Raw genomic sequence first — 20,846 nt, forward strand, 5'->3', positions numbered from 1 at the left:
GTCCGAGGAGAGCACCCATGCGCCATGCAGGTCTCCGCGGCCTCCACCTGCTGCTGGTGGAGGACGACTACCTCCTCGCCTCGGGCTTGCAGGAGGCGCTGGAACTGGAGGGCGCGACCATCGTCGGCCCCTACCCCGACGTGCAGGGCGCCCTGCACGGGATCTCCCAGGCCGGCGCGCTCGACGGCGCCCTGCTCGACGTGAACCTCGGCGACGAAACCTCATTCGCCGTGGTCGAAGCCCTGCGCAGCCGGGGCGTCCCCATGCTCTTCCTCACCGGCTACGACGACAGCGCGCTGCCGGCCGCGTACATCGACATTCCGCGCTGCCGCAAACCGGTGGGATTGGCGGAGCTGGTGCGGGAGTTGAACTCGCACGTGGCGCGGGTGGATTAGGCCCGGGAGCGAGTGGAGAGGAACGGGAAACGAGGAAGAGGGGCCTTGCTCGTTTCTCGTTCCCCTCACTCCTTCCTCACCCGGCATTGGTAGCCCGGGTAAGCGAAGCGCACCCGGGGAGCTGGCCACGTCTCACCCCGGGTGCGCTTCGCTTACCCGGGCTACAGAAGCGGGGAGTTGAATCCGCATGCGGCGCGGGGGGCAGGACCAGGAACGAGTGGAGAGGAACGGGAAACGGGGAAGAGGGCTTTGCTCGTTTCTCGTTCCCCCTCACTCCTTCCTCACCCGGCATTGGTAGCCCGGGTAAGCGAAGCGCACCCGGGGAGCTGGCCACGTCTCACCCGGGTGCGCTTCGCTTACCCGGGCTACAGAAGCGGGTGCGGGAATTGAATCCGCGTGCGGCGCGGGGGATCAGGACCAGGAACGAGTGGAGATGAGCGGGAAACAGGGAAGAGCGGCGTTGCCGTTTCTCGTCCCTTCTCACTCCTTCCCACCCGGCATTGGTAGCCCGGGTAAGCGAAGCGCACCCGGGAGCTGGCCACGTCTCACCCCGGGTGCGCTTCGCTTACCCGGGCTACGGAAGCTGGCGCGTTTCCCGCCTCACCCCGCCACGCTCGTACGCAGCGAATGGAACACCCGCAGGATCGCCGCCACGCTGCGCTCCGCATCCACCTCGCTGGTCGCCCAATTGCACACGCTGATGCGCATGGCGCCCTGCCCCTGCCACGTCGTGCCGCCGAGCCAGCAGGTGCCGTCGCGCTGCACGCCGTCGATCACCGCGCGGGTGAGCTCGTCGTCGTCGCCGAAGCGCACCAGCACCTGGTTGAGCACGACGTCGTTGAGCACACGCACGCCCTCGACCTGGCGCAGCGCGTCGGCCATCTGCCGCGCGCGTGCGCAGTTGCCGTCGATCAGGTCCTGCACGCCGTCGCGCCCGAGCGCGCGCAGCGTCGCGTACACCGGCACGCCGCGCGCGCGGCGCGAGAACTCCGGCACCCAGTCGACCGCGTCGCGCTCCTCGCCGCGTGTCTGGATCAGGTACGGCGCGGCGGAGGTCATCGCATCGCGATGGTCCTGCGCATGGCGGACGATCGCCACGCCGCAGTCGTAAGGCACATTGAGCCATTTGTGCGCGTCGGTGGCCCAGGAATCGGCCAGTTCGATGCCGTCGGCCAGCACGCGCAACGACGCGCTCGCGCGTGCCCACAATCCGAACGCGCCATCCACGTGCAGCCACGCGCCGCGCTGGCGCACCACGTCGGCGATCTCGCGCAGCGGATCGAACGCACCGGTGTTCACGTTGCCCGCCTGCGCGCAGACGACCATCGGCCCTTCGATCGACGCGACCACCTTGCGCAGGCGCTCGGCGTTCATGCGTCCCTGCGCGTCGGTTTCCACGCGATGCACCGAACGCGTGCCCAGTCCGAGGTAACGCAGCGCGACGTCGATGGTGACGTGCGATTCGGCCGAGGCGACCACGTGCAGCCGGGGCGCACCCTGCAGTCCGTCGGCTTCCACGTCCCAGCCTTCGCGGCGCAGCAGGTGATGGCGCGCGGCGGCCAGGCAGGTGAAGTTCGCCATCTGGCAGCCGGTGACGAAGCCCACGCCGGCCCCTCGCGGCAGGTCGAACAGGTCCAGCAGCCACTGCGCGGCCACTTCCTCCAGCACCGACACCAGCGGCGAGATCGCGTAGATACCGGCGTTCTGGTCCCAGGTCGACACCAGCCAGTCCGCCGCCAGCGCGACCGGATACGCACCGCCGATCACGAAGCCGAAATAGCGCGGCGAACTGCACGCGACCGCGCCGCGTTCGGCCTGGCCCGCGAGCAGGTCGATCACGTCGCCGCCTTCGTCGCCCTGCCGGGGCAGCGCGATGCGCAGCGCGGACAGCAGTTCCTCGCGGGAGGCGCGCGCGCCGACGTGGCGATCGGGCAGCCGGCGCAGGTACTGCGCGGCATGGGCGCGGGCGTTGTCGAGGTATTCGTCGAAGACGGCCGACTGGAAGGCGCTCGACGCGAGCGGATCGCTGGACGGAAGCGGATCGGTGGCCATGGCACGCGGCTCCTCGGGGCGAGGCCGCAGCATAGGGCGCGCTGGCGGACGGGACCGTTAAATCCGCGTCGTGCCGCGGCGCCGGTGGGGCGTACCCTTCGCGTGACGCACGCGGGCATCGGACGAATGGCCAGGCATCCCTCACCGCCGCAGGCGCTGGTCGACCGGCTGCGGGCGATCTGCCTGGACCTGCCCGAGGCGGTGGAGGAAGCCGCGTGGACCGGCACGCGCTGGTGCGTGGCGCACAAGAACTTCGCGCACGTGGTGATGATCGCCGATGGCTGGCCCCCGGCCTACGCGAAGGCCGCCGCATCGGACGGCCCGCTCTGCGTGCTGACCTTCCGCACGCCGCGCGCGGCGGCGGAGATCGGACGTTTGGCGCGCGCCCCGTATTTCCTTCCGCGCTGGTGGCCGGACATCGCGGGGATGACGCTGGACGATCGCACCGAGTGGGACGACGTGGAGCGGCATGTCGTTGACAGCTATTGCGCGCTTGCGCCGAGGAAGCTTGCGCGACTGGTGGTGGATCGGAGGTAGCTTCGACCCCTCTCCCTTCTGGAGAGGATCGGGGTGAGGGGCAACGAAGCGGGAACGGTGAACCGCCATTGCCACAGGACGCTGCGCTGTTGCTTCGTCACCGTCAGTGCGACGCAAAGCCGGAAAAGCAGAATGGGCTTTCGCTGGAATGACGAAAGGATGGGAATGACGAAGGGGAAGCGGACGGCATGAACCGCTATAGTCCCTCGAACGGCCGACGGAGCGCCTGATGGACCTGCCGCACCCGCACCGCATGCAGCCCAAGTTCCCATGGCGTTACCTGTTGCTGGTCGTGGTGCCGCTGGTGGTGGCGGTGGTGGTCGCGCGCAACGGACTGCCGATGCCGGATGTATCGACCGCCGCGCCATCGACGACGCCAGGCACCACGCATGGTCCGCTGACCTCCCCGCTCTCGCGCTTCCTCCTGCAGCTGCTGGTCGTGCTGTGCGTGGCCAAGAGCGCCGGCTGGCTGCTGCGGCGGTTCGGGCAGCCGGCGGTGATCGGCGAGATGGCCGCCGGGCTGCTGCTCGGGCCGCTGCTGTTCGGTGCCGTCGCGCCGCAGGCGCAGGGCTGGCTGTTCGCGCCGGAGAGCCTGGGCGCGCTCGGCATGGTGAGCCAGCTGGGCGTGCTGATGTTCCTGTTCGTCGCCGGTGCGGAGCTGGACATGGCCAGCCTCAACGGGCGGCGCGGCTTCGCGCTGCTGGTCAGCCATGCGGGCATCGCCCTGCCCTTCCTGGGCGGCGTGCTGCTGGCCTTCGCGCTGTTCGCCGATCACGCGCCGCAGGGCGTGGGCTTCGCGAGCTTCGCCCTGTTCCTGGGCGTGTCGCTGAGCATCACCGCGTTTCCCGTGCTGTTGCGGATCCTGTCCGACCGCGGCATCGCGCGCAGCGACATGGGGCGCATCGCGATCGCCTGCGCCGCGCTCGGCGATGCCAGCGCGTGGTGCCTGCTGGCGGTGATCGTCGCGACCGTGCAGGCCAGCGGGTGGACGATGGCGGCGGTGAGCCTGGCCGGCACGCTGCTGTTCGCCACCGCGGTGCTCGCGCTGGCGCGGCCGTGGATCGCGCGACGCGAGATCCCCGCCGAACGCGAAGGCCGCGCGCTCATCGGCCTGCTGCTGCTCGCCCTGGCGTGCGCGCTGGCGACCGAGGCGCTGGGCATCCACGCGCTGTTCGGCGCGTTCCTGGCCGGCATCGCGGTGTCGGGCAACGCGCGCCTGCGCCATCTGCTGGTCGAACGCGTGGAGCCGTTCGCGATCTCGCTGCTGCTGCCGCTGTTCTTCGCCATGACCGGCCTGCGCCTGCGCGTGGACGGGTGGCAGGCCGCCGACGTGCTGCTCGGCCTGGGCGTGATCGCGGTGGCGACGATCGGCAAGGGCGCGGGCACGTGGGTGGCCGCACGCAGCGCCGGCATGCCGAACGTCGACGCGATGCGGCTGGGCGCGCTGATGAACACGCGCGGCCTGATGGAGCTGATCGTGCTGAACCTGGGCTACGAGCTCGGCCTGATCGGCGACCGCCTGTTCGCCGTGCTCGTGGTCATGGCGCTGGTGACCACCGCCATGACCGGCCCGCTGCTGGACCTGATCGAGAAACGCGCGGGCAGGAACGCGGAATCCGGGACGCGCACGCCGTAGCGGGCGCCCGGGACTCCACGGCTCCTACGCCTCCTCGATCTGCCGAACCTCGCATTCGATGTTCCACTCGTCGCCGTGCAGCGCGGCGAAGCGGCGCGTGAGCTCGGTGGCCTCGTCCAGGTCGGCCGCTTCCAGGATCGCGTAACCGCCGATCACTTCCTTGGATTCGGTGAACGGGCCGTCGATGCTGGACAGCTTGCCGTTGTGCAGCCGCACGCGGCGACCCTTCGCGGTCGGCTGCAGGCCGCCGGTGTCGACGAGCTTGCCGGCGGCGCGCATCTGCTCGATCAGCACGGTCATTTCGTCGATCAGCCGCTGGCTGGGCACCTGGCCGGTGTTCTCGTCGACGCGGATCAGGGACAGGAATCGCATGGGAGCTCCTTGGGTGGAAGGGCGCGCCCGCCGTCGATGCCGGCGTGGAAGCGTGCCTTCGATGGGATCGACGAGCGGCCACGCGCGGAATCGACAAACCGTGCGCAATGGCGCGCGGCACGGGCCGGTATGCTGCGGCGATCCCTTCCGCCCGCCCTGCGACGCGCCCGATGCCCCGACCCGCCGCCCTCCACGCCCGCGCCTTCGTCCTGCTCTGGCTGCTGCTCGCCAGCACCGCCTGGGCCCAGGGCGGCTATTTCCCGCCGCGCGGAGCGTGGGCGCGCGTGGCGCCGACTCAGGGCGGGTTCGATCCGAAGCGGTTGCAGGAGGCGGTCGACTACGCCCTCGCCCACGAAGCGAAGGAGCCGCGCGACCAGTCGATCTCGCTGGCGCGGAGCTTCGGCGCCAAGGAGCCGTTCTTCGAAGGCCAGATCGGCCCGACGGCCGTTCGCGCCGGGCTCAACGGAATCATCATCCATCGCGGCAAGGTGGTCGCCGAGTTCGGCGATACCCGCAGCGTCGACATGAGCCACAGCGTCACCAAGACCTTCCTCAGCACGGTGGTCGGCGTGGCGTGGCAGCGCGGGCTGATCCGCGACACCCACGATCGTGCCGCCGAGTACATGCCGCGCGACGTGGATCTGTTCGCCTCCGCGCACAACGCGCCGATCACCTGGGAGCACCTGCTGCGCCAGACCAGCGACTGGCAGGGCACGCTGTGGGGCAAGCCGGACTGGGGCGATCGTCCGTCCGGTCCGCCGGAACAATGGCCCAACCGCGAACGCCACGCGCCCGGCACCCACTACATGTACAACGACGTGCGCGTGAACGTGCTCGCGCTGGCCGCGTTGCAGGTGTGGCGTCGCCCGCTGCCGGACGTGCTGCGCGAACACGTGATGGAACCCATCGGCGCGAGCACGCGCTGGCGCTGGCACGGCTACCGCAATTCGTGGGTCGAACTGGACGGGCAGAAGATGCAGTCGGTGTCCGGCGGCGGCCACTGGGGCGGCGGCATGTTCATCGATGCCTGGGACCTGGCGCGCTTCGGCTACCTCTTCCTGCGCGACGGGCAATGGGATGGGACGCAGATCGTCTCGCGCGAATGGATCGCCAAGGCGCGCACGCCCGGCGCGGACAACCCCGAATACGGCTACTGCAACTGGTTCCTCAATACCGGCCGCAAGTCGCTGCCGTCGGCACCGGAAAGCAGCGTGACCTTCCGCGGCAACGGGCAGAACATCGTGTACATCGATCGCGACAACGATCTGCTGATCGTGGTGCGGTGGATCGATCGTGGCGATGCGCTGGATACGTTCATCGGGAAGGTGTTGGCGGCGCGGGTGAAGTAGGCGCTGCTGCGATCAAGCAGTTGCGCACGATTGCGCGGCGCTGTGCCGCAATCGCGGTTCGCCGCTTCCGCTTCGTTGCTCCTCACCCCAACCCCTCTCCACTGGGAGAGGGGCTTGAAACCGTCGTCCCGGCGAAGGCCGGGATCCAGGCTGTCACGTCATCAGCCCCACTTCCGTCGTTCCCGGCACCACCTTCAGAACGTCACTTTCACCGACGCCGCGCTGCGCGTGTGCTCGCCGTGATACACCGCCTCGATGTTGTTCCCGTCGGGATCGAGCACGAACGCGGCGTAGTAGCCCGGGTGGTAAGGCCGCTCGCCCGGCGCGCCGTTGTCGATGCCGCCGCTGGTCAGCGCCGCCTTGTGGAAAGCGTCGACCATCGCGCGATCCTTCGCCTGGAAGGCCAGGTGATGCCGCCCGGTCAGCTGGCCCAACGCGGCTTCGCTTTCGGCGTTCGACACGAACAGCTCGTCGTACCAGAACGCGCCATCGTCGAGCGTGCCGCCGAGCGGCACCTGCAACACGTCGAACACGGCGTCGTAGAAGCGGCGGCTCGCCGGCAGGTCGCGCACGACCAACTGGACGTGGTCGATCAGCCGGCCGCGGTGGAGTTCCTGGGTTTCCATCGTGTCGTCCCTGTGTCGTGGCGCGCTCAGTGCGGCGCGGAGGTCTGCATGGAGTGCGCCGGATGCGTGCGCAGCAGGCTTTCCAGGTTCTGCACGCCGCGCATCGACGAGACGGTATGCAGCAGCTCGTGGAATTCGTCCTCCGACACGTGGCCTTTCAGCTGCACGTGGCCGCCGTGCACGCGCACCTCCACGTCGTGCGGGCGCTCGACCAGCCGGCCCAGGCGCGAACGGATGCGCTCGTGCAGCAGATCGTCGTCGACCGGCTCGGACGCCAGGCTCGCACGCGTGCGCGCGGCGACGCCGCGCAGGCGGTCGGCGGCACGTTTGGATTTGCCGCGCACGTAGCGCTCGGCATCGTGGCGCATCGAAACGCCGCGGTCGCGCATCATGGCGCGACGGCGACGGCCGGTATTGGGATCCATCAGGTACATCGCCAGGGCACCGGCCGCGAAGGCCAGCGCGACGTTGCACAGCGTGCCCAGGGCACTTCGCGCGGATCGATCATGCATGGGTCCACCTCCAATCGGCTCGCGGGAGCCCCACCCTGCCAGAACGCGGGGAAACGCCGCGCGAAGGCCGGTCCGCCGTTTCCTTAACGGGGATGCGCAAAAGCCGCCGGTTTTTTCGGAGGATTCCGAGAGATCGCGCGGGATCGCGTTGCTAACGTTCCGCGCCTCCGCCGCTCCATTCGCTGCCGTGTCGAACCTTCTTCCGCGCGCCGCGTCGCGCCTCTCCATCGCCACGCTCGCCTGCGTCGCCGTCTTCACGCTGGCCTCGTGCGAGCGCCGTTCCGCGTCCGTCCAGGCCGAAGCCAAACCCGCTCCAGTCGAGACGTTCAGCCCGCCGCAGGACGTGTTCGAACGCGATGCGCGCGCCATGGTCGGCATCAGCTATCCGCCGGGGCTGGAGCGTTTCCCGGCGCTCGCCAGGATCCTCGTCGCGCATGCGCAGGAACGTCGCGCCGCGCTCGCCGCCGCGCTGGAGAAAACGCCGCGCCCGGCGGTGCCGTTCGAGCTGACGCTGCGCTTCAGCACGGCCGCCGATGCGCCGCGCATGTTCGCGGTGACCGCCGACGAGGAGCTCTACACCGGTGGCACGGCCAGTCGCCCGGGCCGTACGGTATTCCTCTGGCTGCCGGCGGAGAACCGCCTGCTCACGCCGGAGGAAATGATCCCCAATCCCGCCGCGTGGTCGCGCCTGCACGAGCAGATCCGCCAGTCGCATCGCGAGGAATCCGCTTCGCTCAGCGCGCCGGCGAACGAACGCGCGATGCAGCGCGTGTTCGTGCCGCGTTTCAACTCGGCCGGCCGCATCGCCGGCCTGCGCTTCCGCACCGACAACGGCGACGAGATCGAAGTACCGGGCGGCGAGCTCAAGGCGTTGGTCGCGCCGGCGTACGCGTCGTGGTTCGAGGACGCACCGGTCGCAGCGGCGGCACCGACCATCGCGACCGCGACGCCCTGACGGCGCACCGTGCGCCGCCATCGCTGGCGGCGCACGGGCTTTCGCTTCACGCCGACGGCTTGCGCAGCGTCTGGTCGAACAGCGCCAGCGTCTTCTTCCACGCTTCGCGCGCGGCGGCTTCGTCGTAACGCGGCGTGGTGTCGTTGTTGAAGCCGTGCTGCGTGCCGGGCGGCTGGAACAGTTCGTACTTCACGCCGGCCTGTTTCAGCGCGGCTTCGTACGAAGGCCAGCCCGCATTGACGCGTTCGTCGTTGGCGGCCAGCACGACCAGCATGCGTGCCTTGATGTTCGGCACCTCGGCCAGTTCCGGCGGCGGACCATAGAACGGCGCGGCGGCGTCGAGGTCCGGCAGCTGCGTGGCGAGGAAGTTCGACATGCCCCCGCCGTAGCAGAACCCGACCACGCCCAGCCGTCCGTTGCCGCCTTCGATCGTGCGCAGCATCTTCGCGGCGGCGAGGAAATCCTGCCGGGTCTTGGCCTGGTCGAGCTTGCCGAATTCGGCGCGCGCCTTGTCCTCGTCGCCCGGATACCCGCCCAGCGGGAACAGCGCGTCCGGCGCGAAGGCGATGTAGCCCTCCAGCGCGAGGCGTCGCGTCACGTCCTCGATGTGCGGGTTGAGGCCGCGGTTCTCGTGGACCACCAGCACGACCGGCAGCGGGCCACTTTTTTTCGCCGGACGCACCAGGTAGCCGCGCCCGGTGCCGTAGCCCTGCGGCGAGGGGAATTCGAGGTATTTCGCGCTCAGCCGCTTGTCGTCCGGCTTGATCTGCTGCGCTGCGGCGAAGTTGGGCGCGAGCGCCGCCAGCAGGCCCGATGCGCCGGCCGCACCGACCGCGAAACGCGCCGCGCCGGTGAGGAAGCCGCGCCGGTCGATGATGCCGTGCACGTACTGGTCGAACAGTTTCAGCACTTCCGGATCGAAGTCGCTGGCCTTGCGACGGGGCGTGTCGGCCATGGGAACCTCCGCGGCGGTGGTGGCACGTGCCGGCGAGGATAGCCGGTGCGCCGCCGTCGGCGTTCACGCGTCGCGACGACCCGACGCCATGGCGCGACGGGCGGTGTCGATGGATGCGGTCGAGGCGCGTCGCGCCCCCGGACTCCGAAGAAAAAAAACCGCCGCCGACGCCCCACGCATCGGCGGCGGTGGCGACTTACGTCACCTTCTTGGCGATGGTCACGCCCAGAATGAAAAGCACGATCGCGATGATCAGGCCCACCCAGAACAGCAGCTTGGCGATGCCCATCGCCGCACCCGCCGCACCGGTGAAGCCGAGCGCGCCGGCGATCAGGCCAATGACGGCGAAGATGATGGCCCACTTGAACATGGCCGGACTCCGTGGAACTTCGTTGCGAAGACGGTAGTCGCGGGGTTGTCGTTCTGGCGTGAGCGGCGAGACGTGATGGATCGACGTCATGGACCGGGCCGGGTCACCGGCACACCCGCGCCGCCCCACGATCGAAGTGGAAATGATCCGCGTGCGCGCGGTTGTAATCCGGTCCGAGCACCACGTCGAAGTAGTCGCATGCGCCATCGTGCACGGCGCGGAGGCGCAGCTTCCGGTGGCGCAGCTTGCATGGGCACCGGCTCCTCAGTCCGAAGCGACTGCCAATCCGCCAGCACCCGCACGCGCCGCCCGTCATCGAGCACGAAGCCCGCCACGTCGAATGCGTCTGCCGTCGCGTGCTGGCTGCGACGGCGTCCCTGTTCGCCGTAGAGATTGCGGCAGGCGTAGGAACCCAGGTGTTCGATCCGCACCACGCGCGCGCCGAGGTGTTCGCGTGCGGCCTGCTGCAGCACGTGGCGTTCCCACATCGCCAGCGACAGCGCCGCGCGGCAGCTCAGCGAGAACGGCGAACCGACCGCGACGCTGGTCCGCTCGATGCGCACCGCGTTGGTGAAGCCGCAATGCTCACCGGTGACGCGGTCGTCCAGTGGCGTGAGCCGCATGTCCGCCTGCGCCAGCGCGGCCTGGCACGCGGCGCGATCGTTCGACGCGCGGTCGAGCTTGAACCGCGTGAGCAGGTTCGGCGGCGCGTCGATGCGCAGCGGCGCCCAGGGATTCCACGCTTCGGGAATGCGGAGCCGCCCGGTCCACACCGCCCATGCCAGGCCGAGCGCGACCACCACGGGCAGCAGCCACGCCATCCGCACCAGCGGGTTCGCCTTCGCCATGGAGCGACTGTCGGGGATGGCGCGTCAACCGCGCGTCGCGCCGTGGCGGACGATCCTCGTGCGCGGGGCTGGAAATCCTTATCGTATGCGCACCCGTCCGAAGTGGAGCGCGTCATGGAATCCCTGTCGAAGCCTGCGATGTTCAAGCGTGCTTTCCTGAAGCGATCGATCGCCGGCGTCCTGGTGACCGCCACGCTGGCCACGCCGGCGCTGGCGGCGCTGAAGACCGGCGCGAAGGCGCCCGATTTCAGTGCCCCGGCGTACCTGGCCGGCGAGCCGTTCACCTTCAAACTGTCCGATACGCTGAAGAAGGGCCCGGTCGTGGTCTATTTCTTCCCCGCCGCGTTCACTCCGGGCTGCAACCTGGAGGCGCACCTGTTCTCCGAGGCCATCGACAGGTTCAAGGCCGGGAAAGCCACCGTCATCGGCGTGACCGCCGGCAACACCGACCAGCTGGCCGCGTTCTCCAAGTCCACCGAACACTGCGGGGGCAAGTTCCCGGTCGCGGCCGACAGCGGCGCGAAGATCGCGAAGCAGTACGACGCGATCCTCGCCAAGAAGCCCGAGTGGTCGGACCGCACCTCGTACGTGATCGCCCCGGACGGCACCATCGCCCACGTGTACTCCGACCTCAATCCGCAGAAGCACGTGAAGGAAACGCTGGATGCGGTGGCGGGGATGGAGAAGCAGGCGAAGTAACGTCTGTTGCCACGGCTCGCGAGGGCCGCGAGCGTTGAGCCCCTCTCCCGACGGGAGAGGGGTTGGGGTGAGGGATAACGAAGCGGAAGCGGCGAATAGTTGACGCACAACGCTGTGCTGTTGCTTGATCTCTCGGCAACCACCAACCTCAAGAGCAGAATGGGTTCCGGCTTTCGCTGGAATGACGAAAAGGGACTGATGGCGTGACAGCCTGGATCCCGGCCTTCGCCGGGACGACGGTGGAGGTAAACAGCGCCCGGCTAACGCCCCTCCTGCCCCGCCTCGTCGCTCAACCCCGCGCCCAATCCCATCCCGACGCCGCCCGCGGCAAGCCCGCCGCCCATTCCGCCGCCGCCCATCCCACCGCCACCACGGCCGCCCTGCTTCCCTTCCTCGCGCCCGCCCTCGCCCTTCCCCTTGGAACCGGACGAAGGCCGGCTCGGCCCCTGCCTCGGAATCTCGAGGTTGCGCGGCACCAGCTCCAGGTCGAGCACGCCGCGGATGAAATCGCGCAGCGACACCACGAGTTCCGCCGTATGCACGGGCCGCCCCGCGGCGAGCTCCGACGCCGCACGTGCGGCCAGCCGCACCTGTTCGTCCGTGCCGAGCAGCAGGATGTCCGACAGCGCGCCCTCCACCGCGTCGCGGATGCGGCGCGAGCGGTCGGAACTCGGCCACGCCAACTCCGCGCTGCCCGGTTCGATACCCGCGGCTTCGCCGTCGCGGCGTTGCAGGTCGCGCAGGTGGGTGGGATCGACGGCGAGGTTGCCGGTGAACGAGCCGCCGAGCGTCTTGTACGCCGCGATGAGCGTGCGCAGGCGTTCGTTGATCTGCCGGTTCTCGCGCTCGCGTCGCGCCTGCACGGTCTGCATCACGATCAGCCGGATGCCCACGCCGATCAGCGTGATCACCGCCAGCCCGATCAGCGTCGAGAGCACGGCCTGCCAGGAACTGAAATCCAGATTGCGCATGGAGCCTCCTTCACGGATGCGGGGAACGTAACGCATCGGCCGCGGGGGTGTTGTCGATCCAGCCCTCTCGCATCGGCGACCGAAGGGCGTGCAGAGCCGAGAGGGGTTGGGATGAGGGTCGGGGCGAGCAGTGCAGTGATGTGCCGGTGCTTCCATTGGCGATACGGCGCCGCGCACGTCCCCTCCATCCTCGCTGCAAGCGGGGCAGCGAGCCCGCAACCTCACACCACCCTAATGCCGCCGCAACCACAGTGGCGCCACCCTCCGGCCAAGGACGCACCATGAGAACGCCCGCCTTCGCGCTCGTTGTCGGCACGCTGCTCGCCACGCTCATGCCCGCCGCCGTCGCCCAGTCGCGCAAGCAGCCGGTCGCACAGGTGGACGTGTCGAAAGGCGCCACCTCCCTGCCCGGCCCGACCTACGCGTGGGTGCCGATGCCGGCACGGCTGGAAGCGGAACTCGACCAGCGCGCACAGGATCCCGCCTTCCGCACGCGACTTCAGGCCTCGCTCGACAAGGCGCTGCAGGCCAAGGGCTATCGCCGCATCGAGGACGTGCGCAAGGCCGACCTCGCCGTCGCCTATCGCGTCGGCGTGCGCGACGTGCAGCAAACCAGCGTCACCGAGCGCGCCGCGCAGGGCGGCAGCCTGCGCGAGAGCGCGGTCGAATGCGGGCCCGGCGGCTGTTCGCAGATCGTCAGCCAGGGCGCGGGCGGCGTGCCCACGTTCAAGGTACACACGGTCGATACCGTCGAAGGCGGGTTGCAGGTCGAGGTGATCCAGCCGTCGGACATCCGCGTGCTGTGGCGCGCGCTCTATCGCGGCTCGATGAAGGCGAAGGACACCGGCCACGTGAACCTAGACGCGATCGCCACGCAGACGCTCGCCTCGCTTCCGCGCGCGCCTGCCGAGTAGCGCCGGTCACTCGCCGGCGGCGTCCTTCTCGTTCTGGGTGGCCTTCTCAACGATCTCCTCGTAGAGCTGCGCCAGCTGCGCGCCGAGCTTGTGGAACTCGGGATTGCGCGCGACGAAATGCTGCCCATCCTGCGCGTCCTCCAGCGATTCCTTCATGAAGGCGATGTCGGCATCGGTCATGCGCTCGCCGGCATCGACGCGCTCCTTCAGCGCCATCGCGCGCGGCAGCCGGAACTTCAACAGGCGATCGAGCAGTGCCTGCAACGTCGCCGTATCGTCGGTCGGTCCTGACATGGGTGGCCGCCTCGCGCGGGAGGCGGCCATTGTGCGCCCGCGCGGGGGCGCACGGCTTCACATGCGATTCACCGCGTGGCGCCCGGCGCGAACGGCGCCGCCATCGCCTTCAGCAGGCTGCGCTGGTCGTCGTCGCCGGTGAGTTCCCACATGAAGACGCCGCGCAGGCCGCGCTCCTTCGCCAGCTGCGCGCGCAGCGCGATGGATTCGGGGTTCTCGTAGCTCACGAACACGCGCTCGTCGGCGTTGAACAGGTACGGCGCCTGCGCGACGGGATGCCAGTGCTGCGTCCACTTGCCGTCCTTCAGCAGTTTCGACTGGATGTCGCGCCAGTCGCCGGCGGCATACGGTTCGCGGTAGCGCTGGTACAGGCCGTCGTTGGCGGCACTGTCCACGCGGAAGCCGCGACCGTAGAACGGCACGCCCAGCACGAGCTTGTCGGCGGGCACGCCGTGTTCCAGGTAGAAATCCACCGCGCCTTCGACGTTGTTGGTGCGGCGCAGCTCCGGCGCCAGCGGATCGTCGGCGACCTCGCGCAGCGGCGCGTTGAACGTGGACACGGTGGAGAACGCGGTGCCCATGTCGTAGGTCATCAGGTTGATGAAATCGAGCGTTTCGCCCAGCGCGGCCAGATCGAAACTGCGCGCCGGATCGTACGGCCCCGCCGACTGCATGCGGCCCGCCGGCAACGCCGCGGTGAGCAGGTACGCCTGCCCGCGCGCCTTCGCCTTCGCGTCGAGCTGGCGGCGGAATTCCTTCGCCAGCAGCGTCATGTTCGCGCGATCCTCGGGCCGCGCCGGGAGTTGCTTCGGACCGCCGTACACCGGGAATTCCCAATCGATGTCCACGCCGTCGAAACTGCCGCGATGCGTGTCGAAGAACATCGCCACGCACGAGGACACCAGGCGCTTGCGGCTTTCGTCGGTCAGCGCGGCATCGGAGAAACCGCCGGCTTCCCAGCCTCCTATCGAGATCAGCGTGCGCAGTTCCGGATGCTGCTGCTTCAGTCGCGCCAAGGCCTCGAAGTGCGCCGGCGCGTCGTTCGCCACGACGCAGCGGCCGTCCTCGATGCGCGCGAAGGCGTAGAACAGGTGCGTGACGGTGTCGGCGGGGATGTTCGACACGGGATAGCGTTCGAAGGAACCGCCGGGGTAGTACGCGCCGACGATGGGCTCGGCGGCGATCGCCGGCGCGGTGAGTGCGGAAAGGACGATGGCGACGGCGGCCAGGCGCTGGCGGAGCATGCGGACGTCTCTTGGCTGGGGTGCGGGACACGATAACCGGAAGCGGTGGAAGTGGAGCTCGAGCTCGCTGGTGGTTTTAGCTCGCTCTCTCTCTGGCGTGAGCCCCTCTGCCCTCCCATGCATTCGCGGGGGAGGAACCTTCAATGCCCCCACTAGGCCAACGAAACAGCCTTACCCGTCCTTGCCGACTCATAAATCGCCTGCATGATCCGCACATCGCGCAGCCCCTCCTCGCCCGGCACCTTCGTCGGCCGGTTCTCCAGGATGCACCGAGCGAAGTCGTCCATTTCCGCAGCGAACAGGTCGATCTCGGGAAACCGGATCTCCTTGCCATCGCTGCGCCGGCCATGATTGCCGTCGTAGAAGAACGCCGGGTCCAGTTCGAACCACCCGCGTTCGGCGTTCACGCGCAGGTTCTGGATGCGCCCGGCCTTGTAGCTGGTGCTGCAGTACGCGACCACGCCGCTGGGGAATCTCGTCGTCCACGCGATGGTTTCGTCCACCTCGGCGAACTTCACCGGATCGGTCTTCGTCTCGATCGCCGACACCAGCACCGGCTCCTCGCCGGTCAGATAGCGCGTGGCCTGCAGCGCATAGATGCCCACGTCCATCAGCGCGCCGCCGCCCGCGAGCGCGCGCTTGAGCCGCCATTGCCCCGGATCGCCCACGTCGATCGCGAATCCCGCCTGCACGATGGTCGGCTTGCCGAACACTTCCTCGCGCACCAGGCGGATGCATTCCAGGTGATGCGGGTCGTACTGGCACCGGTACGCGGTGCCGAGCAGCCGGCGCGCATCGCGGCAGGCGTCGATCATCGCCTGGCAGCGTTCGACCGAAGTCTCCAGCGGCTTCTCGCAGAACACGTGCTTGCCGGCGCGCGCGGCGGCGATCGTGTGATCGGCGTGCAGCGCGTTCGGCGTCACGACGTAGACGATGTCGATGTCCGGGTTGTCGGCCATGCGATGCAGGGTGTCGTACGAGTACACGCCGCCATCGGGAATGCCGTACTTCGCCTGCCACGCCGCGGCTTTCGCCGGCGTTCCGGTGACGATGCCCGCGAGCCGGCAGTACTTCGTCTTCATCAGCGCGGGCGCGATCTGATGCTCGCTCAACCGCCCCAGCCCGCAGACCGCCACGCCGAGCTTTCGCGATTGCCGCGACTTCTCGCGCGTGGCGGCCGTGCTGATGAACGGCGCGGCGGCCAGTGCGATGGCGGTCTCGGCGAGGAACCTGCGGCGATGCTCGTTGGGCATGGCGGCGTCTCGAAGGAAGCGTTCGGTCGCGGGATGCAGCGGTTTCCAGGCCTCAGCCGTGCGCCAGCGCGTACTCCAGCGCGGCGCACACGGCGGCGGCCTGCGCGGCGTTGCACTGTTCGGGCGTCGCGCGCGGGCTGTCGGGATACACCTCGGTCCTGGTCTTGTAGCGCGCGTCGGTGATACCCGCGCACAGGCCGAGCTTCCGCAGCGGATATTCGATGACGCCATGCGCGACCACCGGCGAGCCGATGATGCGGCCCTGCGCGTCCGCCGGCGCGATGTGCGTGACCTTCGCGACGGCTTCGATCACCGCCTGCTGGAACGCCGGCTGCGGATGCTCGCTGTCGTCGACGAGGTAGAACCCATCCGGCACGCCGTCGGCTTCGAACGGCTTGCCGTCCCGTGCGGCAAGCGCGGGACGGAATTCGGTTTCGTCCGTGTCGGTGGTCTCGTGCAGGTCGATGTGCAGCAGCACGCGATCGCTCACCGGCTCGACCAGGCGCATGAGCGCGGCGGATTCCTGCGCGGGGCTGTTCTCGCGGAAGGAGCGGTTCGGATCGATCGCATCGGGATTCCAGCGATGGATGCGCTCGTACGCCCACGGGCTGACGCACGGCGCGACCAGCAGGTTCACGCGCCCGGCGAAATCGGCCGCATGCTCGCGCACGAATTGCAGCGCGCCGTGCACGCCGCTGGTCTCGTACCCGTGCACGCCGCCGGTGACCAGCGCGACGGGCAGGTCGTCGCTCCAGTCGCGGCTGCGGATCGCCAGCAGCGGGAAGCGCTCATCGCCATATTCGAGGCGTCCGTATTCGACCACGTCGAACCGCGAGCGCAGCGCTTCGATCGCGCCCACCACTTCGTCCGCATAACTGCGATGGCGCACCTGCCGCGAAAGCCACTGCGCCCGTTCCGCCGCGCCCCAGGGCGTTCCGGGCGTGCCGATGGGATACGGGGCGGTGTCGTTCATGATGCGGGCTCGTGCGTGGCAGGAAGCGCGACTCTAGCATCGCCCCGCATGCGAGGGCCCGGATGCGATCACGTTGCGCCGATCACGCCGTGGACTTCACCGGGGCTCGCACCGTCCGCTGTCTCCCGCGCGGCATCTGCGGTCCGCATGACGGAACGCCCGCCATCACGGCGGGCGTTTCGGCCATCGCATCGGGCGACTTGTCGCCGATGACCCGCGCATCACCGCGCGTCGGGCACCTCGCACGACCAGATCGAACTGGCGATCCACTGGTTCGCGCGGGTGAGGTGGTTGTAGACCTCCTCGATCGGCTCGCCGCCCTGCGCGGTGCATTGCGCCACCGCGTCGGCGCGCGCGGCTTCCAGCGCGATGCCGGGGTCGTAGCTGATCCCGGTGCCGCTCACGTGCGTGATGGCGGCCAGCGCCGTGCCCGATGCGAACAGCGCGAGCGCCATCGCGATGCCGCTGAACGTCTTGCTCATGCTCGATCTCCTGCGTTCGTGGTGAACGCAGGCATTCGAAGCAGGCGGCGATGTTTCATCGGTGAAGATGCGGTAAGCGATGCGTAAAACGCGGACGTGGATGTCGTGCAGCGTGACGCGCGTCGCGTCGCATCGCTGCCTTGCACCCTTGTGGCCGTTGTAGCCCGGGCAAGGCCGCAGGCCGCACCCGGGATGACGCGCCGGCGACCGTCCCGGGTGCGCTTCGGGCTACAAGAGCGCTGGCGGATTACCCCCGCCAGTTCGCATGCGTCCGCCAGAACTCCACGCTGCGCAGATACGCCTCGCGATCCAGCGGCACGCCGGAGCCGCCCTCTTCCACGCCCAGCGCGTTGCGCATGATGGTGATCGGCGCCATCGGCGTTTCCACCGGCTCGGCCGTGTACATGCAACCCACCACGCCCCAGTCCGCGTCGATGCGCGTGCCTTCCTTCGCCAGCTGCTCGCGGCTGTAGAGGATGACGATGAGGTAGTTCGCCACCGGCGGTTCCAGCCCTTCGAACCAGCGCACCAGCACCGGCAGTTCGTCGCGCGTGCGCGCGTCGTAATCGGAGCGCAGCAGGTGGCGGTTCTGCTCGGTGATCGGCACCGCCAGGCATTTCGTCGACGTCCAGTTGCGATGCACGTGCAGCTTGCAGAACGGCGCGTAGCCGTCGAGTACCTCCAGCGGCGGCACCTCATTGAGATGCCGCTCGAACGCCTCCGGCGTGCAGTCCTGGATGGTGTTGCGGCGCGGCTCGCGCGGGAACAGGCGTGGGCGGGCGAATTCGGTGAGGACGATGGACATGGGTGCGCGTGGCGGAAACCGGGTGCGCAAGCGTACCGGCCGTCGGCCTCGGCGTCGCGGGCTGCAGCGGTTCAGCGACCTGCGTACTCGAACAACTCCACGGCGTTTCCGGAGGGGTCTTCGAGCAGGATCTGACGCCCGGCCCCGGCCGCCGCCACGTCGCCACGGAAGCGCGCGCCCGCTTTGCGGAGCCGGTCGATCATGCCGTCCAGGTCCCCGGTCACGACCATGAACCGGCTCCATCCGCCCGGCCGTGGATCTCCACCGGCTTTCCCTGCGCTGCCGGCTCCCGGCGCATTGAGGAACAGATGCAGATCCTCACGCACCAGTTCGGCGAATTTGCCCGGGTTGTGCTTTTCGACCGAAAAGCCGAGCAGATCCCGATAGAAGTCGACGCAGCGGTCGATCTCGTCGGCGATGTACCTGACCGATGCCATGCATCACCTCCATGCCCGCATCCGGGCACGAGCCAACGAGCGAATGCTATTGGACTCGCGGCGCAGGCAACGTGAGGGCCTGCGTGTGGCGGGACTCCGGTGAAGATGGACGACAGAAGGCGGCGAGCGACCGGCGAGTCAGCCTCTCACCGCGCGTTCAATTGTCGCAATGTCGATCTTCGTCATCGTCATCATCGCGTCGAACGCGCGCTTGGCTGCCGCGCGGTCGGGATTGGTGAACGCGGCGATGAGGGCGCGCGGCGTGATCTGCCAGGACAGGCCCCACTTGTCCTTGCACCAGCCGCAGGCGCTTTCCTGGCCGCCGTTGCCGACGATGGCGTTCCACAGGCGATCCGTTTCCTCCTGGTCGTCTGTCGCGACCTGGAACGAGAACGCCTCGTCATGCTTGAACGCGGGCCCGCCATTCAGGCCGATGCAGGGGATGCCCATGACCGTGAATTCGACGGTCAGCACATCGCCCTGCTTGCCGTCCGGATAGTCGCCCGGCGCGTGATGCACCGCGGTGACCGCGGTGTCGGGAAAGGTCTTCGCGTAGAACGTCGCAGCGTCCAGCGCGGTGCCGTCGTACCACAGACACACCGTGTTCTTGCTGACCATCTCGGTTCTCCTTGAGCCAGTGGTGATGGGCGGGCCGCATCGTCTTCCGGTCTGCCGCGAGCTTGCGCCAAGCGCGGCGCGAGGACTATGCACGATCGTGCATGAAGGGGCCACTCATGCAGGATCGGCTGGACCCGCCCCGCGCAGAGCCACAACGCTGCCGCCGGCACGACCGCGATCAAGCCGGGCTTTTGTAGCCCGGGTAAGGGCAAAGCCCGCACCCGGGTCGCCCCTTCCGCGTCACCCGCCTACGCACCCTGCTGCGCATGCCACGCCTTCAGCAGTTCGGCTTCCTTCTCGCGCGTGATGCCCGCGCGCAGTTGGGCCTGCCGTTCGGCGGGCTGGCTGCGGAACCAGGCCATCAGCTCCGTCACGGTGGTTTCCAGCGGGCGACAGGTGAGCCCCGCCTTGATGGCCCGCGCATTGCTGACCGCGCCATACCCCGCGAATTCGCCGTTCTTGCGTGACACCCAGATCGGCAGTTCGGCCACCTTCTGTGCTTCGAGGAACTCGGGCGTGACATGCGTATACGTCGGCTTGCCGCCGGTGGCCTTCTGGCAGACGCGCAGCATCTCGTCCATCGTCATCGGCTTTTCCGGGCCGACGGCATTGAACGTGCCGATCGTGCCCGCTTCCGCCAACCGGATCATCCATTCGCCCAGATCGCGGCCGTCGACGATCTGCACGGGGTCGAGGCCGTCGCCGGGCACCAGCATTTCGCCGCCCTGCGCGACGCGGTGCGGCCAATACGTGAAGCGATCGGTCTCATCGCGCGGGCCCACGATGTAACCCGGACGCACGATGGTCACGCGCTCGCCGAACTGCTTGCGCGCCTCGGCCTCACTCAGCGCCTTGAGCGGGCCGTAGAGGTTTTCGATGTCGGCGCGCAGCGATTCCTGCGTTTCGGCCATCGCGTCACGGCCCTTGTAGACGGCCAGCGGCGCGTTCTCGTCGATGCCCGGTCTGCTGCCGTCGGCATACACCGAAATGGTCGAGATGAAGAGGTAATGCCCCACGTTGCCGGCCAGCACCTTGCCGGCGTCGCGCACCCAGAACGGCAGGCTGGTCGGGTTGTCGAGGCACACGTCCCACTTGCGACCCTGCAGCGATTTCAGATCGCCCGTGTTGCGATCGCCGAACAGCTGCTCCACCTCGCCCGGCCACTCCGGCGACGGCTTCTTGCCGCGATTGAACAGCGTGACCTTGTGCCCGCGCGCCAGTGCGTAGTTCACCTGGAACGGCCCGGTGAACCCGGTGCCGCCGAGGATGAGGATGTTGAGCGGCTTCTTCGCACGGCCGACAGGTTTGGCCTTCTCGTCCGCGAACGCGAACGACGGCAGCGTCGCGGCAGCGGCGGCGAGCGCGCTGAACTTGAGCAGGTCACGGCGGGTGGTCATCGGGACGTCTTCATGCAGGGCGGGCGGACCGTCCAACGCCCTGCCCCTCGCCTGGCGTCTTCCTGATCCAAACGGGGCCACTCTAGAGGCGCGCGCCGGGTGGGCGGGAATGTCGATAGTCACGGCCGCCGCGGTTGTAGCCCGGGTAAAGG

At 68.9% G+C, this 20,846-nt stretch carries 24 protein-coding genes; 7 read left to right on the top strand and 17 right to left on the bottom strand.

Translation table 11 applies throughout. The features are described 5' to 3' along the window. The first annotated feature begins 17 nt into the window (after positions 1-17). The gene (locus tag AC3ANK_RS11400; RefSeq protein ID WP_206860914.1) at positions 18-395 is read left to right on the top strand and encodes a response regulator; all 378 of its coding nucleotides are present in this window, start codon (positions 18-20) and stop codon (positions 393-395) included. Between the two features lie 600 nt (positions 396-995). On the opposite strand, the gene AC3ANK_RS11405 is transcribed toward AC3ANK_RS11400, so the two are convergent. Then, entirely contained in the window at positions 996-2,447 is a 1,452-nt protein-coding gene (locus tag AC3ANK_RS11405; protein ID WP_484171209.1) for a pyridoxal phosphate-dependent decarboxylase family protein, read from the bottom strand. A gap of 126 nt (positions 2,448-2,573) precedes the next feature. Here AC3ANK_RS11405 and AC3ANK_RS11410 point away from each other — a divergent pair, with 126 nt between their 5' ends. Both AC3ANK_RS11410 and AC3ANK_RS11415 read left to right on the top strand, forming a co-directional pair. After that, positions 2,574-2,984: a hypothetical protein gene (locus AC3ANK_RS11410; protein ID WP_484171210.1), complete on the top strand. Its 411-nt coding sequence runs from the start codon at positions 2,574-2,576 to the stop codon at positions 2,982-2,984. A gap of 229 nt (positions 2,985-3,213) precedes the next feature. After that, the gene (locus AC3ANK_RS11415) at positions 3,214-4,620 is read left to right on the top strand and encodes a cation:proton antiporter (protein ID WP_484171211.1); all 1,407 of its coding nucleotides are present in this window, start codon (positions 3,214-3,216) and stop codon (positions 4,618-4,620) included. 24 nt (positions 4,621-4,644) lie between these two features. Here the strand turns inward: AC3ANK_RS11415 and AC3ANK_RS11420 are convergent, their stop codons facing one another. Continuing rightward, positions 4,645-4,992: a YciI family protein gene (locus tag AC3ANK_RS11420; protein WP_206860918.1), complete on the bottom strand. Its 348-nt coding sequence runs from the start codon at positions 4,990-4,992 to the stop codon at positions 4,645-4,647. A 170-nt stretch (positions 4,993-5,162) separates the two neighbouring features. Here AC3ANK_RS11420 and AC3ANK_RS11425 point away from each other — a divergent pair, with 170 nt between their 5' ends. Beyond that, positions 5,163-6,341, top strand: a complete 1,179-nt coding sequence (locus AC3ANK_RS11425; RefSeq protein ID WP_484171212.1) for a serine hydrolase domain-containing protein — start codon at positions 5,163-5,165, stop codon at positions 6,339-6,341. A gap of 194 nt (positions 6,342-6,535) precedes the next feature. Here AC3ANK_RS11425 and AC3ANK_RS11430 read toward each other — a convergent pair whose 3' ends face one another. After that, positions 6,536-6,967: a VOC family protein gene (locus AC3ANK_RS11430; protein ID WP_484171213.1), complete on the bottom strand. Its 432-nt coding sequence runs from the start codon at positions 6,965-6,967 to the stop codon at positions 6,536-6,538. 26 nt (positions 6,968-6,993) lie between these two features. Beyond that, entirely contained in the window at positions 6,994-7,479 is a 486-nt protein-coding gene (locus tag AC3ANK_RS11435; protein WP_206860921.1) for a BON domain-containing protein, read from the bottom strand. 187 nt (positions 7,480-7,666) lie between these two features. Between AC3ANK_RS11435 and AC3ANK_RS11440 the strand changes: the two genes are divergently transcribed. Then, positions 7,667-8,434: a hypothetical protein gene (locus AC3ANK_RS11440; protein ID WP_484171214.1), complete on the top strand. Its 768-nt coding sequence runs from the start codon at positions 7,667-7,669 to the stop codon at positions 8,432-8,434. 46 nt (positions 8,435-8,480) lie between these two features. On the opposite strand, the gene AC3ANK_RS11445 is transcribed toward AC3ANK_RS11440, so the two are convergent. The 3 genes from AC3ANK_RS11445 to AC3ANK_RS11455 all read right to left on the bottom strand — a co-directional run bounded on the left by AC3ANK_RS11445 (position 8,481) and on the right by AC3ANK_RS11455 (position 10,607). Then, positions 8,481-9,389, bottom strand: coding sequence for a dienelactone hydrolase family protein (locus tag AC3ANK_RS11445; RefSeq protein ID WP_484171215.1), 909 nt, complete (start codon positions 9,387-9,389; stop codon positions 8,481-8,483). Between the two features lie 196 nt (positions 9,390-9,585). Then, the gene (locus tag AC3ANK_RS11450) at positions 9,586-9,759 is read right to left on the bottom strand and encodes a DUF1328 family protein (RefSeq protein WP_206860924.1); all 174 of its coding nucleotides are present in this window, start codon (positions 9,757-9,759) and stop codon (positions 9,586-9,588) included. Between the two features lie 86 nt (positions 9,760-9,845). Continuing rightward, a complete protein-coding gene (locus tag AC3ANK_RS11455; protein WP_484171216.1) occupies positions 9,846-10,607 on the bottom strand; it encodes an extensin-like domain-containing protein in 762 nt (253 codons plus the stop codon). Positions 10,608-10,721: 114 nt separating this feature from the next. Here AC3ANK_RS11455 and AC3ANK_RS11460 point away from each other — a divergent pair, with 114 nt between their 5' ends. Then, positions 10,722-11,306, top strand: coding sequence for a peroxiredoxin (locus AC3ANK_RS11460; protein ID WP_484171217.1), 585 nt, complete (start codon positions 10,722-10,724; stop codon positions 11,304-11,306). 260 nt (positions 11,307-11,566) lie between these two features. Here AC3ANK_RS11460 and AC3ANK_RS11465 read toward each other — a convergent pair whose 3' ends face one another. Beyond that, positions 11,567-12,277, bottom strand: coding sequence for a hypothetical protein (locus tag AC3ANK_RS11465; RefSeq protein ID WP_484171218.1), 711 nt, complete (start codon positions 12,275-12,277; stop codon positions 11,567-11,569). Between the two features lie 281 nt (positions 12,278-12,558). On the opposite strand from AC3ANK_RS11465, the gene AC3ANK_RS11470 reads away from it, so the two are divergent. Beyond that, positions 12,559-13,191 carry a DUF4136 domain-containing protein gene (locus tag AC3ANK_RS11470; protein WP_484171219.1) on the top strand — a complete coding sequence of 211 codons (633 nt, stop codon included), beginning with the start codon at positions 12,559-12,561 and terminating at the stop codon, positions 13,189-13,191. A 6-nt stretch (positions 13,192-13,197) separates the two neighbouring features. On the opposite strand, the gene AC3ANK_RS11475 is transcribed toward AC3ANK_RS11470, so the two are convergent. The 9 genes from AC3ANK_RS11475 to AC3ANK_RS11515 all read right to left on the bottom strand — a co-directional run bounded on the left by AC3ANK_RS11475 (position 13,198) and on the right by AC3ANK_RS11515 (position 20,694). Next, positions 13,198-13,485: a hypothetical protein gene (locus AC3ANK_RS11475; RefSeq protein ID WP_206860929.1), complete on the bottom strand. Its 288-nt coding sequence runs from the start codon at positions 13,483-13,485 to the stop codon at positions 13,198-13,200. Between the two features lie 68 nt (positions 13,486-13,553). Continuing rightward, positions 13,554-14,729, bottom strand: coding sequence for a glycoside hydrolase family 18 protein (locus tag AC3ANK_RS11480; protein ID WP_484171220.1), 1,176 nt, complete (start codon positions 14,727-14,729; stop codon positions 13,554-13,556). 152 nt (positions 14,730-14,881) lie between these two features. Then, complete coding sequence (locus AC3ANK_RS11485; protein ID WP_484171221.1) at positions 14,882-15,982, bottom strand: Gfo/Idh/MocA family protein; 1,101 nt, start codon at positions 15,980-15,982, stop codon at positions 14,882-14,884. Between the two features lie 52 nt (positions 15,983-16,034). Continuing rightward, positions 16,035-16,955, bottom strand: coding sequence for a M14 family metallopeptidase (locus tag AC3ANK_RS11490; protein WP_484171222.1), 921 nt, complete (start codon positions 16,953-16,955; stop codon positions 16,035-16,037). Between the two features lie 221 nt (positions 16,956-17,176). Then, positions 17,177-17,437: a hypothetical protein gene (locus AC3ANK_RS11495; protein WP_206860933.1), complete on the bottom strand. Its 261-nt coding sequence runs from the start codon at positions 17,435-17,437 to the stop codon at positions 17,177-17,179. A gap of 247 nt (positions 17,438-17,684) precedes the next feature. Further along, complete coding sequence (locus tag AC3ANK_RS11500) at positions 17,685-18,242, bottom strand: DUF3228 family protein (protein ID WP_484171223.1); 558 nt, start codon at positions 18,240-18,242, stop codon at positions 17,685-17,687. A gap of 71 nt (positions 18,243-18,313) precedes the next feature. After that, entirely contained in the window at positions 18,314-18,679 is a 366-nt protein-coding gene (locus AC3ANK_RS11505; RefSeq protein WP_484171224.1) for a VOC family protein, read from the bottom strand. Between the two features lie 138 nt (positions 18,680-18,817). Continuing rightward, positions 18,818-19,297: a VOC family protein gene (locus AC3ANK_RS11510; protein ID WP_484171225.1), complete on the bottom strand. Its 480-nt coding sequence runs from the start codon at positions 19,295-19,297 to the stop codon at positions 18,818-18,820. Positions 19,298-19,545: 248 nt separating this feature from the next. Further along, a complete protein-coding gene (locus tag AC3ANK_RS11515; protein ID WP_484171226.1) occupies positions 19,546-20,694 on the bottom strand; it encodes an SDR family oxidoreductase in 1,149 nt (382 codons plus the stop codon). Positions 20,695-20,846 lie beyond the last annotated feature (152 nt).

This window comes from Lysobacter sp. SCRH-1R, from assembly GCF_057747855.1.

What these genes read in the sequence shown, in the direction of transcription:
- AC3ANK_RS11400 (WP_206860914.1), top strand. Translation starts at nt 18, where the DNA reads ATGCGCCATGCAGGTCTCCGCGGCCTCCACCTGCTGCTGGTGGAGGAC.
- AC3ANK_RS11405 (WP_484171209.1), bottom strand. Translation starts at nt 2,447, where the DNA reads ATGGCCACCGATCCGCTTCCGTCCAGCGATCCGCTCGCGTCGAGCGCC.
- AC3ANK_RS11410 (WP_484171210.1), top strand. Translation starts at nt 2,574, where the DNA reads ATGGCCAGGCATCCCTCACCGCCGCAGGCGCTGGTCGACCGGCTGCGG.
- AC3ANK_RS11415 (WP_484171211.1), top strand. Translation starts at nt 3,214, where the DNA reads ATGGACCTGCCGCACCCGCACCGCATGCAGCCCAAGTTCCCATGGCGT.
- AC3ANK_RS11420 (WP_206860918.1), bottom strand. Translation starts at nt 4,992, where the DNA reads ATGCGATTCCTGTCCCTGATCCGCGTCGACGAGAACACCGGCCAGGTG.
- AC3ANK_RS11425 (WP_484171212.1), top strand. Translation starts at nt 5,163, where the DNA reads ATGCCCCGACCCGCCGCCCTCCACGCCCGCGCCTTCGTCCTGCTCTGG.
- AC3ANK_RS11430 (WP_484171213.1), bottom strand. Translation starts at nt 6,967, where the DNA reads ATGGAAACCCAGGAACTCCACCGCGGCCGGCTGATCGACCACGTCCAG.
- AC3ANK_RS11435 (WP_206860921.1), bottom strand. Translation starts at nt 7,479, where the DNA reads ATGCATGATCGATCCGCGCGAAGTGCCCTGGGCACGCTGTGCAACGTC.
- AC3ANK_RS11445 (WP_484171215.1), bottom strand. Translation starts at nt 9,389, where the DNA reads ATGGCCGACACGCCCCGTCGCAAGGCCAGCGACTTCGATCCGGAAGTG.
- AC3ANK_RS11450 (WP_206860924.1), bottom strand. Translation starts at nt 9,759, where the DNA reads ATGTTCAAGTGGGCCATCATCTTCGCCGTCATTGGCCTGATCGCCGGC.
- AC3ANK_RS11455 (WP_484171216.1), bottom strand. Translation starts at nt 10,607, where the DNA reads ATGGCGAAGGCGAACCCGCTGGTGCGGATGGCGTGGCTGCTGCCCGTG.
- AC3ANK_RS11460 (WP_484171217.1), top strand. Translation starts at nt 10,722, where the DNA reads ATGGAATCCCTGTCGAAGCCTGCGATGTTCAAGCGTGCTTTCCTGAAG.
- AC3ANK_RS11465 (WP_484171218.1), bottom strand. Translation starts at nt 12,277, where the DNA reads ATGCGCAATCTGGATTTCAGTTCCTGGCAGGCCGTGCTCTCGACGCTG.
- AC3ANK_RS11470 (WP_484171219.1), top strand. Translation starts at nt 12,559, where the DNA reads ATGAGAACGCCCGCCTTCGCGCTCGTTGTCGGCACGCTGCTCGCCACG.
- AC3ANK_RS11475 (WP_206860929.1), bottom strand. Translation starts at nt 13,485, where the DNA reads ATGTCAGGACCGACCGACGATACGGCGACGTTGCAGGCACTGCTCGAT.
- AC3ANK_RS11480 (WP_484171220.1), bottom strand. Translation starts at nt 14,729, where the DNA reads ATGCTCCGCCAGCGCCTGGCCGCCGTCGCCATCGTCCTTTCCGCACTC.
- AC3ANK_RS11485 (WP_484171221.1), bottom strand. Translation starts at nt 15,982, where the DNA reads ATGCCCAACGAGCATCGCCGCAGGTTCCTCGCCGAGACCGCCATCGCA.
- AC3ANK_RS11490 (WP_484171222.1), bottom strand. Translation starts at nt 16,955, where the DNA reads ATGAACGACACCGCCCCGTATCCCATCGGCACGCCCGGAACGCCCTGG.
- AC3ANK_RS11495 (WP_206860933.1), bottom strand. Translation starts at nt 17,437, where the DNA reads ATGAGCAAGACGTTCAGCGGCATCGCGATGGCGCTCGCGCTGTTCGCA.
- AC3ANK_RS11500 (WP_484171223.1), bottom strand. Translation starts at nt 18,242, where the DNA reads ATGTCCATCGTCCTCACCGAATTCGCCCGCCCACGCCTGTTCCCGCGC.
- AC3ANK_RS11505 (WP_484171224.1), bottom strand. Translation starts at nt 18,679, where the DNA reads ATGGCATCGGTCAGGTACATCGCCGACGAGATCGACCGCTGCGTCGAC.
- AC3ANK_RS11510 (WP_484171225.1), bottom strand. Translation starts at nt 19,297, where the DNA reads ATGGTCAGCAAGAACACGGTGTGTCTGTGGTACGACGGCACCGCGCTG.
- AC3ANK_RS11515 (WP_484171226.1), bottom strand. Translation starts at nt 20,694, where the DNA reads ATGACCACCCGCCGTGACCTGCTCAAGTTCAGCGCGCTCGCCGCCGCT.